General features: G+C 46.8%; 10 protein-coding genes. All 10 read right to left on the minus strand.

Features of this window, described 5'->3' with window-relative positions; genetic code table 11:
- Positions 1 to 1,185 carry a TrkA-related ion transporter gene (locus HNP76_RS08945; RefSeq protein ID WP_184659641.1) on the minus strand — a complete coding sequence of 395 codons (1,185 nt, stop codon included), beginning with the start codon at positions 1,183 to 1,185 and terminating at the stop codon, positions 1 to 3.
- Positions 1,185 to 2,507: an aspartate kinase gene (locus HNP76_RS08950; protein ID WP_184659643.1), complete on the minus strand. Its 1,323-nt coding sequence runs from the start codon at positions 2,505 to 2,507 to the stop codon at positions 1,185 to 1,187. The genes HNP76_RS08945 and HNP76_RS08950 overlap by 1 nt, the downstream gene beginning before the upstream one ends.
- A gap of 70 nt (positions 2,508 to 2,577) precedes the next feature.
- A complete protein-coding gene (locus HNP76_RS08955) occupies positions 2,578 to 3,543 on the minus strand; it encodes a carbohydrate kinase family protein (protein WP_184659645.1) in 966 nt (321 codons plus the stop codon).
- A 1-nt stretch (position 3,544) separates the two neighbouring features.
- The gene (gene pgmB / locus HNP76_RS08960; RefSeq protein WP_184659647.1) at positions 3,545 to 6,511 is read right to left on the minus strand and encodes a beta-phosphoglucomutase; all 2,967 of its coding nucleotides are present in this window, start codon (positions 6,509 to 6,511) and stop codon (positions 3,545 to 3,547) included.
- A gap of 35 nt (positions 6,512 to 6,546) precedes the next feature.
- Complete coding sequence (locus HNP76_RS08965; RefSeq protein WP_184659649.1) at positions 6,547 to 8,367, minus strand: amylosucrase; 1,821 nt, start codon at positions 8,365 to 8,367, stop codon at positions 6,547 to 6,549.
- Positions 8,368 to 8,371: 4 nt separating this feature from the next.
- Complete coding sequence (locus tag HNP76_RS08970; protein ID WP_184659651.1) at positions 8,372 to 9,283, minus strand: carbohydrate ABC transporter permease; 912 nt, start codon at positions 9,281 to 9,283, stop codon at positions 8,372 to 8,374.
- Complete coding sequence (locus HNP76_RS08975) at positions 9,280 to 10,371, minus strand: carbohydrate ABC transporter permease (RefSeq protein WP_184659653.1); 1,092 nt, start codon at positions 10,369 to 10,371, stop codon at positions 9,280 to 9,282. The genes HNP76_RS08970 and HNP76_RS08975 overlap by 4 nt, the downstream gene beginning before the upstream one ends.
- A 57-nt stretch (positions 10,372 to 10,428) precedes the next feature.
- Positions 10,429 to 11,736: an ABC transporter substrate-binding protein gene (locus HNP76_RS08980; protein ID WP_184659655.1), complete on the minus strand. Its 1,308-nt coding sequence runs from the start codon at positions 11,734 to 11,736 to the stop codon at positions 10,429 to 10,431.
- Between the two features lie 49 nt (positions 11,737 to 11,785).
- Positions 11,786 to 12,799 (minus strand): LacI family DNA-binding transcriptional regulator, encoded by a 1,014-nt coding sequence (locus HNP76_RS08985; protein ID WP_184659657.1) that lies wholly within the window; start codon positions 12,797 to 12,799, stop codon positions 11,786 to 11,788.
- 68 nt (positions 12,800 to 12,867) lie between these two features.
- A complete protein-coding gene (locus HNP76_RS08990) occupies positions 12,868 to 13,371 on the minus strand; it encodes a universal stress protein (protein ID WP_184659659.1) in 504 nt (167 codons plus the stop codon).
- Positions 13,372 to 13,386 lie beyond the last annotated feature (15 nt).

Below are 13,386 nucleotides of genomic sequence, written 5' to 3' on the forward strand. Positions count from 1 at the left end.
TTATGCCTCCGCCTCTGATTCAGTCTTAAGTTTTTTGCCTTTTACAAAAATCGCCTTTGTGTGCGGCTGAATTACGAAATCGTCCGCAGGAACGAAAATCGGGTCGTTACTTTTGAGGGTTTTGACTTTTCTGAGGTTGTCAACGACTTTTTTAACGTCAGGATTTTTCTGGGCTTCACGAAGGGCATCCTTGCGGCGCATGTAGAAATTTCCCGTGTTCTGCAAAAGTCCGATTAAAACTGAACCTGTGGCAATAAAACTGCGCAGTTCCCCGTAAGTTTTTCCGATATAAGATGCCGGAATGTCTTCGATAAGAATTCCAGAATCAGCGTCGTCACCGATAAGCTCTCGGATAACGTTTGAATATCCCATGCCGCTTGAAGCCGTGGCAAGAAGACTGTGCTCATACTCGCTTGTAAGGATGATTTCGTCACAGTGGGCCATTTCCAGGTGATTCTTGAATTTTGAATCGTGGAGTTCGGCCGCAATATAAAGCTTTGGATTGAGGTTTTTCATCGTGAGGGCAGCAAGAACGGTACGGCTGTCCATTTCCATCGTGGAATAATTTTTTGAATGGTCAGTAATTATAAGGACCCGGCCGGCGTCTTTAATGAGGGCCCGTCTCAAAGTCTCCTCTTCGCTGAAATCGCCGGCAACATACTGCAAATCCTTAAAACGAGGCTGGTTCCTTATCTGCTCGATGTTTGCAGAATCTGTATCATTAATAAGAACTATCATGTCAGGAGAGAGGTCGGGATTTGACCGCAGGACAGTATCAAGGATTCTATCGAAACCTTCCCTGTAGCCGCAAAGCAGGAAATGACCTTTGAGATTTTTCATTTTTTTCAACCCCCTGTTTTTTTTCATTTGCATATCCATGAACATGGAAGCGATTTTACCGGTGAGAGTGCTGAATACTAAGATTCCAGTGATGAGAATGATGAAGCTGCATGCCCGGCCTACTGGTGTGACGACACAAATGTCATAGTAGCCGGCGACAAATGCAATGAGGAAATTCCAGAAACTGTCGGTGTAACTTTCCATCGAAACACCGGCCTCATAACGATAGACGACGTCAATGAGAATCGTCATGAGGGCAATGAAAGCCACGACCAGATAAGTGACCGGGCTTTTCAAGATAAAGAGCAGATTCCGTCTTAAATTACGAAAAAAAGTCTTTTTCACTAGAACAAGGCCTTGTGCAGGATGCTGACGACATCATTAACCTGAGAATCATCAACGAGCATAGAGATGTTTACCTTGCTTGCACCCTGAGAAATCATCTGAACGTTGATGCCTGACTTGTTGAGCGCAGTAAATGCATCTTCAAGGATTGAGCTGGAATGGCTTGCATCACAAATCAATGTGACGATTGCCTTGTCCTTTGTAGCCTTAACCTCAGCGATTCGGCCGATGTCCTCGAGCAGGCCTGTCAAATCAGCCTTTGTGTTTACTGTGAGGGAAACTGAAACTTCTGAAGTTGCGATTACGTCGATTGAAATGTTCCATTTGAGGAACTGATTGAAGATGTGAGCCAAAAATCCGCAGGCATTGAGCATACGGCTTGACTGGATATCGATAAGGGTTACGTTCTTTACGTTTGTGATTGCAGTTACGCGCGGAGTTGCCCCGGAATGCTTTTCAACGATTACTGAACCGTCGCTCTTGATATTGTAGCTGTTCTTTACGCGGACCGGAGTGCCGGTCTTGCGGCAAGGAATCATGCTGCGTGGGTGAAGAACCTGAGCACCGAACATTGCAAGCTCCTGTGCTTCTTCGTAAGTTACTTCTGGAACAGTGCGGGCTTCCTTTACGATTCGAGGATCTGTAGTGAGGATTCCGTCAACGTCCTTCCATGTCTGGATTTCGTCAGCCCTCATTGCCGCACCAATCATTGTTGCAGACAAGTCCGAGCCGCCGCGTCCGAGAGTCGTGATGATTCCCTTTGAGTCTTTTGCGATAAAGCCTGTAACGATAGGGATTTCTGTCTGCTTGCCGTTTTTGTAGTCATTCAAGTGCTTTGGAATGTTGTCCCATACTTCGTCAAGAAGCTCGGCAGACATGTAGTTTGAGTCAGAAACCATGCCGATGTCCCAGGCATCGTAGAATTTTGCAGGTGTTCCCTGTTTTGAAAGATAAGCGGCCATCATGCGGACGCTCATTCGCTCACCAAATGAAACGAGATAGTCACGAGTGCGTTTTGTAAGCTCGTGGAGCATTGAAATACCGGTAAGGAGAGTGTTAAGCTCTGTCAAAAGCTCCTGGATTGCAGGAACGTCGATTTCAAGTTCCTTTGCTGTGTCAAGATGAAGTTTTTCGACTTTGGCGATGTCAACCTTGCCGTTAACAGCCATGTCAGCCGCATCAAGAAGATGGTCTGTTGTGTCTCCCATGGCGCTCAAAACAACGACCGGGCGAGACTCCTTATAAGCCTGAATAATAGAAGCAACATGTCGGATTCTCTCCGCATTGGCAACTGAACTTCCGCCGAATTTCATAACTATCATAATCGTGACCTCTTAAAAGACTTTTCTGTAGATAGAAACATTTTAGCGAAAGTCACGATTTGATACAATATTAAAAATTTTCAACTTCCTTCAAAGTCGGCAGGGCTGGAATCGCACCACGGCGGGTTACGCAGATTGAAGCCACTGTGTTGGCAAAATTCAAGTCCGCCTCAAGATTTTCCTTTGTAAAGGCAAGGGGATTTTCGCGGCGGGTAAGGCGGTAGAGCATGCCGCCTGTAAAGCTGTCTCCGGCACCGGTTGTGTCCACAACCTTTACGTCCTTACAGCCGACCGTTCCTGAAATCACTGAGCCGTCAAGAGTTCGGGCTGCGTAGTAAACGCCCTTTGCTCCCAGGGTAATCATGGCAAGGGAAGGTCCCAGTGAAAGAATCTTTTTTCCGCCCTCTTCCGCGCTTATGTCCTTTCCAAAAAGAAGGGCCAGCTCTTCATCGCTCACCTTTACGGTGTCTGCAAGGGGGAAGAGGCTCTTCATCAAATCAATGGCGTCACTCCTGCCCTTCCAGAGGTTTGCCCGCCAGTTCGGGTCATAGGAAATAAGTCCGCCGGCTTTTTTTGTGATTTCGATTGCGGCCAGGGTTGCGGATTTTGCAGGCTCATCAGTGAGGGAAAGGGAGCCGATGTGCAGGAATCTTGCATTTTCAAGCATGGACCTGTCCAGGTCTTCAGGACGAATCTGTGTGTCAGCGCCTGGATTACGGCAGAAGCTGAAATGCCGCTCGCCGTTCGGGTCAAGACTTACGAAAGCAAGGGTCGTGTGCTGGCTTTCACTGTAGCGCATTCCGCTTGTGTCAACATTGATTTCCTCAAGGACACGGCGGACGTCCTCGCCAAAGGAATCCCTGCCTGTCATGCCGATAAAGGCACCCTTTCCGCCGAGTTTTGAGACGGCAGATACGCAGTTTGCAGGAGCTCCGCCCGGATTTTCTTCATAAAGTTTTTTTCCGTCAGCATTTGTACCTGCGAAAGTAAAGTCAATAAGTATTTCACCGAGTGCCACGACATCGTATTTTTTCATTTCAGTCCTCCATCAATGCAAGAAGTTTTTCGTAAGTCAAATCCCCCGTTGTTGCAAGGCGTAAGTCTGCCTGGGGGAGTTTGACCGTCGTTTCGATTCCCACGGATTTCATGCCAGCCTTTCTGATTGCGCTGACTCCGGCTTCAGCGTCTTCGACTCCGACACAGTCACTGTACCAGGCAGAGGCCTTTTCCGCCGCCTCAAGGAAGAGGTCAGGTTCAGGCTTTGCTTTCTGAACGCGGCCTGCATCTGCAACAGCCGTAAAATATTCAGTCAGGCCAAGTCTTTCAAGAATCTTCGGGGCGTTTTTGCTGCTTGATGCAAGGGCGGCTGGGACAGAGTGAGCTTTCAAGTCTTCCAGAAGTTTTTTGATTCCCGGGAGTATGTCTTTTTCAGTCAGTGTCGAAAGGGATTCCTTGTAAATCTCGTTTTTCTTGGTGCACCAGGAAGCCTTTTTCTCTTCGCTCCAGTCTGCTCCGTTTTCAGAAAGAATGACCTCAAGCGATTCTTCCCGGGAAATTCCCAGCAGCTTTTTATTCATGTTTTCGTCAAACTTAAGTCCTTCTTCTTCCGCCATTTTCTTCCATGCCGCAAAATGAAGTGGAGCCGTGTTGGTGATTACTCCGTCAAGGTCAAAAAGAACGGCAGAAAGTTTTGGATTCAGGCTGAAAGTCCTTTTTTCACCAGCTTTAAGTAAGAATTTTTCATTTCTGTGGCAAAGATCAAGAGGGACAGATGAATCACGGAGGGAATAGACCGCCTCGTTTTGAGTGAGGCTAATGTCCAGAATTGCCCCGCGGATTGCAAGCGAGAAGGAAAGTTTTTTCCATTCTTTTGGAAGCTGGGGATTGAAAGAATATTCTCCGCCGTAATCCTTGAATCCCGCAAATCCGTAGACCACGCTCATCCAGCTTCCGGCCATGCAGGCAGTGTGGATTCCGTCGCGGCTGTTTCCGTTCACGTCATCAATGTCCATGCGGACTGTCTTGTTGAAGTAGTCGAGAGCCTTTGCCCGATCTCCGCTTTCACAGGCCATTATGCTCATGATGCAGTGAGAAAGGGCTGAATCTCCCGTGGTGTATTTTTCGTAAAAGTTAAAATTCCTGATTTTTTCGGCGAGCGTGAACCTTCTGCTGAGCAAAAATTGTGCCAATACAAGATCCGGCTGTTTTAAAACCCGGTGGCGGTAAATCACCAGAGGATGATAATGAAGGAGAAGAGGATAGTTTTTCTTTGGCGTATTCTCAAAATCCCAGTCAGCCTTTGCCATAAAGCTGTCATCCTGGGGATAAATGCCTGCTTCCTTGTCAAATGGAATGTACATGTTTTCGGCGATGTGCTTCCATTCAGATTTTTCGCTTTCTGATGCGAATTTTCCGGCCCGTCTTGCAGAAATTTCAAGATTTTCCCGGGCCATGAGGTTTGTGAAGGCGTTGTTGTTTACGATTGCCGTGTATTCGTCAGGACCGGTAACGTCATTGATGCAGAATTTTCCGTCCTTGTAGCTCTCAAAACTTCCCAGTGAAGCCCACATTCTTGCAGTCTCAGCCGCCATTTCTCCGGCCAGCTTTTCGTCAAAACCGAAATCAGACTGCTCTCCATGAGCGTTGAGATAGCGGTTGAGGGCAAAGATTATGTCCGCATTGATGTGGTACTGGGCGCTTCCTGCCGGGAAGTAGGCACTTGTTTCCTCGCCGGAAATCGTTCGCCAGGGATAAAGAGCTCCCTTTACGCTCATGACTTTTGCCCTCTCCCTGGCCTTGTCCAGAATCGAAGCGCGGTATTCAAGAAGTTTTTTCGCAACGAGTGGCGAAGTATATGTAAAGACAGGACAGACATAGCTTTCCGTATCCCAGAAGAAGTGTCCTTCGTAACCTTCAGATGTAAGTCCTTTTGCCGCAATGCTGACCTTTCCGTTACGGCCGGCCGACTGCAAAAGATGGAAGAGATTGAACCTGAGCGCATCCTCGCATGAAGATTTTCCTTTTGAGGCAGCGAATTCATTTTCTTCTATATTAATGTCTGCGATTTTCCAGAAGGAAGAAAGGAAGTCAGCCTGCTCTTTTTTGATTTTTTCAAAGCCAAGGGATGCAAAATCAGAACAGGTTTTCAAAGTGCGTTCGTGGAGTTTTTCAAGACTTTCATCGTCCTCTTTTGAATGACAGTAGGCGATGAATTTTAAGAGTGTAAAAGATTTTCCGGCTTCAAGGGTAAATGTTGACGAGCATGAAGGAATGAAGAGGGAAATATTTGAAAATACCGGAGAAGAAGTGTGCTGCCAGCGTTCTTCCTTTCCGTCAAGCTCAAGAAGACTGATTACGCCTCCGCTCAAAAGTAGACCGGAATTCTGGGTGTGGGAAATAAATGACATTTCCTTTCCAAAGGGATAAGTCTGGTCAATGACAAGAGGCTGGTGGCGGAATTTTGCTCCAATCCGGGGGTCGTCCTCTGCAAGAATATTGCCGGTTTCGATATCAAGGCATGATGAAACAGAAATTTTTTCGGCTTCAGAAGACTTGTTGGTAACGGTATAGCGGATTGCGGCACAGTCTTCATGGGTAAAGGAGACAAGCCGCTCGCTCACCAGGGAAATCGAACTTTTGCCCTTGAAATTCCAGTCAGTGCGGCGGGTGAGGATTCCTTTTTCTTCATCAAGCTCAAGCTTAAAATCAGTAACATTGCAGCCTTCGTCGAACATGTTGAATTTGTGGCCGTCGACGCAAAGCTCAATCCGCTTGGGATCAGGAAGATTCAGGATTGTCTCATGATTTTTGGCATAACCGTAAGCCGTCTCGCCGTAAATGATGGGCTCAGAGTCATAAAATCCGTTTATGTAAGTTCCCTTGTGGGAAGTTCCGGTCTTTTCCTCAGTATCTCCGCGGAAGCCGAGATTTCCGTTGCCGGTAGTAAAAAGAGTCTCATTGCGGGCGGTATCGTTGCCGCCGAATTTATTTGTAGAAAAAGTCATAAAATCACCTCTTGCAATTTTCAACTTTCAATTTCTCAGTTTTCTATTTTCTCTTTGAGCCAGCGTACTTCATACGGCGCGAGCAGCTGTTTCTGATGATTCCAGAAATTGCGGCCTGTCAGCAAGTCGGTGCTGTTTTCGCTCCATGCGTCAATCATGAATTCTGCCGGGCTGTCACTGAAATTTGCCACAACATGAATCGTTCCACGGCGGAATGCAAAGACGTGGCTGTCCTGAATGTCGTAGAAGAAAATATCGCTTCCGCCCAAGCCGGGCTCCTCTTTTCTAAGGGCAATCACTTTCTTTACAAAATCCGCGACGATTTTCTGAGACTTACATTCAGATTTTCCGCTCCAGTCAGTCTTGATTCTGTGAACCCAGCGGGAATCTTCTTTTTTGCTTGCGACCTTACGGTATGAGTAATCATTGAAGACGGCTTTTTCGTCCCCGGCGTACAAAAGCGGCACTCCAGGCAGGGCAAACTGAACCGCATACATCATCTTCATGCGACTGATTGCCATGCGGCGAAGTTCCTCGTTGTTGAGATTTTCCGCCTGTTCAAGACCTGCAAGGCTTGCCATCGTGCCGCAGATACGGCAGTCACCTGTAGTCGGATTAAGCTGGAAGGGCTCGCCGCTTGCAAAGGTTCCCTCGAATCGCCCCGTAAAGAAGCGGTTGAGGAATTTTCTGTGGTCAAATCCGTTGATTCCAAGCCATCCTGCATCCTCGTCGCTGAAAGTCCAGCCAATGTCGTCATGGCAGCGGATGTAATTTACCCATGCACAGTTTTTCGGAACGCTCCAGCGGTTTTTGAGTGAAACCGAAAGGAGCCTTGTGTCGCGGGTTGCAACAGTTGACCAGAAAAGGGCCATCTGAAGTGGATTGTAGCTTAAATGACATTCCGAGCCATTGATGTATTTGATTACTTCGTCAGGATGAACGATTGCCTCGCTCTTAAACTGTAAGCTAGGACATGCAATAGAGGCAACATACTGAAAGGCCTGAATTACCGTGTGGGCTTTTGGCAGGCTCTCACAGACAGTGCCCTTCTCCTTCCAGACGAAAGCAAGAGCGTCAAGACGGAGCACGTCAACTCCGAGATTTGCGATAAAAAGCATTTCCTCGCACATTGCAAGGAAAACTTCCGGATTGGAATAATTTAGATCCCACTGAAATGAATTGAAAGTCGTCCAGACCCATTCGTCACTTTCCTTGAGATAGGTAAAAGAGCCGCGGCGGACAGTCGGAAAAATCTCGCGCAAAGTTGCATTCCAGCTGTCAACCTCGCTCTTTTCCTTGTACATATAATAGAAAGACTTGAACTTAGGATCGCCTTTTCTCGCCTTTTTTGCCCACTCATGCTCATCGCTGGTGTGATTGAAAACAAAGTCAAGCACAAGCCGGATTCCGTTTTTATGGAACTCAGCGGCAACGGCCTTTAAGTCTTCGATTGTACCGAGGCGGGGCTGGACTTTTCTGTATGAAGAAATCGCATAGCCGCCGTCATTTTCACCTTTCGGGCAGTCAAAAAGAGGCATGAGATGAACATAATTGACTCCCAAATCCTTGAGGTAAGGAATTTTTTCAATAAGGCCGAGAAGATTGTCTGCAAAGAGATCGACATAAAGCATCATGCCCACGGTCTTCTGATTCAAATACCATGGAGTGCCGTTTTCAGAGCTCAGGGCATCTTCATCTGCTTCAAAAAGATAGCCGGACTTTCGCTCAGCGGCAGCCTTTTTCATAATCGCTTCAAGCCGGGCCAAAATCTGATAGAAATCCCATCGAGAGCCATACAATTCGTACAATCGAGCCGTCAAAGCCGGCATATTAAGTTCAAGTTGTTTCTGATACATAAGCTTAGCCCTTTACCGAACCAGCCAAAAGTCCGCGAACGAAGAACTTCTGCAATCCAAGGAAGACGCAGAGCGGCAGAATCATTGAAATGAAGGCACCGGCCGTAAGCAAGTGCCAGTCTGTACCGCGGGTTCCCGCCATGTTCATAAGGCGGACCGTTACGACCTGGAGTTTCTGGCCCGCACCCGAAAGGAAGACCAAAGAAACCAGCATGTCGTTCCAAACCCAGATGAACTGGAAAATTGCAAAGGATGCGATTGCCGGAGCCGAGAGAGGCAGAATCAGGCGGACAAAAGTCGTAAAGTGGCTCGAACCGTCGATGAAAGCCGATTCCAGAATTGAGCGCGGAAGGCTTGAGATATAGTTATACATCATGTAGGTCGCAAGAGGAAGGCCAAAGCCTGTGTGGGCCAGCCAGATTCCCAGATAGCTTCCGTTGAGGCCGATTTTATTGTAGTCACGGAGAATCGGAATCAAAGAAATCTGCAAGGGAACGACCAGAAGCGCGATAATCGTAGCAAACATGATGTTCCTGCCCTTAAATGAAAGCCAGGCAAATCCGTAAGCAGCGGCCGCCGCAATCAAAATCGGGATGATTACAGAAGGAAGAGTAACCGTGATTGAAGAAAGGAAGGCCGAAAGCATTGTCGCACCGCGGACAGTTGAAGTTCCGCTCGCATTTCCTACGCTGAAACGCTGGCCAAAAAGAACCTGATTGTAGTTGTCGAGCGTGAAATTCTTGAAGTCAGCGAAAGCCTTCCACCAGCCTGTTGATGAAGCCGCGTCAGATGTTCTGAAAGAAGTGACGAGGATTCCGAAAGTCGGAACAGTCCACAAAATACAGAAAATGATGAGGACAATCGTAATGATAAGTGTCGGCACCGTCCTTTTTGCCTTGTTGTCAAGCTGTTTCATTTGAAAGCCTCCTTATTGTGGAATTCCTTGAGGTTGTAGTAGATTACAGGACTTACGCCGATCAAAATCAGGATTGCAATTGCCGAACCGCGTCCGTAATTCTGGAAAGTGAACATCTGCTTGTACTGCTGGCTTGCGAGAACTTCCGTACCGAACATTCCGTTTGTCATAGAATAAACGATATCGAAGCACTTTAAAGCCGCAAGAAGAATGGTTGTACTGACGCTGATGATTGAAGCCTTGATGTTAGGAATTACAATCTTTACCAGCGTAGTGAATTCATTTGCACCGTCAATGCGGGCAGCCTCAAGCATTTCCTCAGGGACAGCCTTTAAAGCGGCCGAAAGAACGACCAGGGCAAAGCCTGTCTGAAGCCAGACGAAAATTGCGATAAGGAAGAAATTGTTCCATGGAGCCTTGCCCAGCCAGTTCTGCGGGTTGCCGCCGAGTGAAGTTACAATCGCGTTCAAAAGACCAATCTGCTCAGCCCCGCCGAATTTTGCGGCATACATGAATTTGAAGATAACGCCCGCACCGACGAGGGAAATAGACATCGGAAGGAAGATGAAAGTTTTTGTACCCTTTTCGATGTAGCTTCGCTCAGCAAGGATTGCAACGACAAGACCGATGAAAACACTGAATCCTGTTCCGCATACAAGCCAGATCAATGTATTTCTGATTGAAACAAGCATTGAGCGGTCACTGAAAAGGAATTTATAGTTATCAAACCAGACGAAATGCGTTGAAGTCTTATCCATGAAGCTTAAAAGCAGCGAACGCAAAGTCGGAAGAAGAAGATACCAGCCCATAATCAGCACGGCAGGCCCGATAAAGATGTATGGAACGATTTTATTGTAAACCTTAGTCGGGAAAATCTGTGCAAGAAGGTTGAGCGAATAAAAAATCAGAATGACGGAAGAGACACCCCAGACAATCGCAACAAGCGTAGTAGGAACCTGAGGAAGTACATTGGCCTTCAAAAGCGAAAATCCGCTTCCAGCCACAATCACCGTAGCGATAACAACCAGCGCAGTCTTAACAATGTCAGAAAGCGAAGCATAGCTTTTAAGCGTTCGTGTTTCAGCCATAAAAATCTCCTATTTATACACCGAAAACAATTGTCGGGACTAAGCCCGACAATCATTTTACTGAGGCCAAGTCTCGTCGATTACTTTAAGACAAGTCTTTGCGTCTTCTGCCTTTGTTACATAGTTGACCATTCCGGTCCAGAATGAGCCTGAACCAACTTCAGTCGGCATGAGGTCAGAAGCGTCGAAGCGGAATACGCTTGCATTTACAAGAACCCTTGCGATTTCGCGCTCAAGACTGTTTCCGTAGTCGTTGAAGTTCTGGTTCTTGTGTGGGAACAGGGCACCGCCGATTCTAGCCCATGGAGCGCAGGCATCCCAGGTTGTGAGGAACTTCATGAATTCCTTTACACCAGGCTTGTCTGTGAATGCTACGAACTGGTCGCCGCCACCGAGAACAGGAGTTCCCCATCTTTCATCAACACCAGGAAGCGCGAATACGCCGACATTCTCTTCAAGATTGTCCTGAATTTCCTGCTGCATGAATCCTGTGATGAAGTTACCCTGACGGTTCATCATCGCTTTAGGAGGATTTTCGAACAAAGGCTTAATGCTGTCGCCATAGTTCATTGAAACGATGTTTGCAGAACCGCCATAAACATATTTGTCATTGAGGAAGATTTCACCACAGTATTCAAGTGCTTTCTCAACAGCAGGATCATTGAATTTAATCTCATGGTTTACCCATTTGTCATAAACATCAGGGCCGGCTGTGCGGAGCATCAAGTCCTCGAGCCAGTCTGTTCCAGGCCAACCTGTAGCGGCAGCAGATTCAAATCCGACTGTCCAAGGAGTAACGCCGTCAGCAACCATTTTATCTTCGAGGGCACGAAGCTCTTCCCATGTCTTAGGAATTGAATATCCGCGTTTTGCCCACTCTTTTTTGTTGTACCAAACGAAACTCTTTGCATTTACGCGATGGAAAATTCCGTAAGTCTGACCTTTATAAGAACCAAGTTCCTTCCAGACGGCAGCATAGTTTGAATCAATTGCAGCAACTACCTCAGGATCAAGAGGCTTGAGCCAGCCTGCATCAGCAAAGCGCTTCATTGTTCCCGGCTGTGGAATTGCGGCGATGTCAGGAGGTGTGTTTGCCTGAGTCTCAACCTGAATCTGAACCTCGAAATCAGGACTTCCTTCATAAGTTACATGGAACTGAGGATTCTGCTCGTTGAAAATCTTTACGATTTCCTGGAATCGTGCCTCTTCCTCTCCACGGAATGCACCTTCGATACGAATGGTGTTGTCTTCAGGTTTTGCAGCAGCCTGTTTTTTATCATTGCAGCCTGTAAGACCAAGCATTGCAATCGCAGCACAAGCGGCAGAAATCTTTGCCACTCTTCCAAAATTAACGTTTTTTTTCATAAAGCCCCCTTTATCAGCTTGCTGAAATAAAATGAATATAAAAGCCGACCTATCTGCCGGTTGTTTCCCTTTCAATCACGGAAAGCGGTACCTTCATGACCACTCCGCCGCGGTTTCCGTCCTTAATCCGATCCAGAATCAGGCGGACAGCCATTCTTCCTGACTCCTCAAGATTCTGGTTGACCGAAGTAAGGCCAATGTACTCCGCAATATCGATGTTATCGAAGCCAATCACGCGAATCTGCCGTGGAATCGAAATTCCCTTGATAAAGGCGATTCTGATAAGACGGGCCGCAATCACATCACTGGAACAGAAAATACCATCAGGCAAATCTTCCTGCTCCAGAAATTTCGTAATTCCTAAATCAAGGTTGCCCTCAGAAAAATCTCCGAGCCAGATATGATTTTCCGGAATCACGATACCGTTGTTTGCGCAATAAAACTTGAATCCGCGAAGCCGTTCTTCAGTAGCATTGACCGCATACTCAAACATTGACTTTTCGCCGATGAATCCAGGCTTTTTGCAGCCTTTTTCACACAAAAACTGAGCTGCCTTTTGCCCGCCCTGAAGGTTGTGAACGACCACGCAGTCAAAATCCTCGTACTCATTCTCAACAAAGCAGACCGGGAAGCTGGCTCCCCTAAGCAAATCCAAAAGATCAGGCGGAAGATTGACACAAAGAAGAATCAGTCCGTCGACCCGCTGAGTATTTACAAGCATCTGAACATAATTTGACAGGTCTTCCATGGTATCAATTGAATAGACGACCAGCTCATAATGTTCCGCGCTCAAAACAGCCGCAATTCCGCGAAGACGCTCCATAAAAGACGGCTGAGTAAAGAAAGGCGCAACCACTCCGATTTTCCGGTATGAACTGCGGGCCTTGGCAACTGCATCAGCCTTTGGAACGAAATTCAGCTCCGAAATCGCGGTCTGAATCCTCTCCCGCTTTTCCTGGGCCACACGGTCAGGCGCATTCAAAAAACGAGAGACTGTTGCCGAACTGACCCCAGCCAGTCTTGCAACATCATAAATTGTACTTTGCTTTGAAACTGCTTTCATAAAACTGGTTACATTATAAAACAAAAAAATAATCTGTCAAGCGACAGACTATGAAAAAAGCAGAATTTTCATGCAATTTTAAATAATTTCTCGATTTCCGGCATTTTTACGACCAGGACATTACAGCCTGCACTGCCGATGATTTCTGACTTGGTGTTTGAAACTTTATCATAGCGGACTGAATTTCGTCCTCCGTCTTTGGCAGGCTCCCTTCCGCCCACAAGAATCAAATCCGCCCCAAAATCCTCGGCAGACTTAATCAGTTCAGACCAGATTGCACCCTTTTTCAGTTCGGTTTTGATTTTTACGTCTTTTTCCTTGGCAAGATTTTCAAGATAAGAAAGATAGCGCCTTCCGTCTTCCTCAAGACATTTTTCATAGTCAACGCTTTCTTCCTCGATAAAGATTTTGCTCATGGTAAGCTGCCTGAGGGTCGAAGTGTCCACGACATAAATCGCCTTAAGCTCACACTTGTACTGCTTTGAGAGAAGAATCCCATACATAGCCGCATGGATAGAAGATTCAGAGCCATTCACCGCAACAACAATTTTCTGAAACAAAGGCTTTATCATCGCTTCCCCCAAAGG

Origin of the sequence: Treponema ruminis (genome assembly GCF_014201975.1) — a bacterium.
GTDB lineage: Bacteria > Spirochaetota > Spirochaetia > Treponematales > Treponemataceae > Treponema_D > Treponema_D ruminis.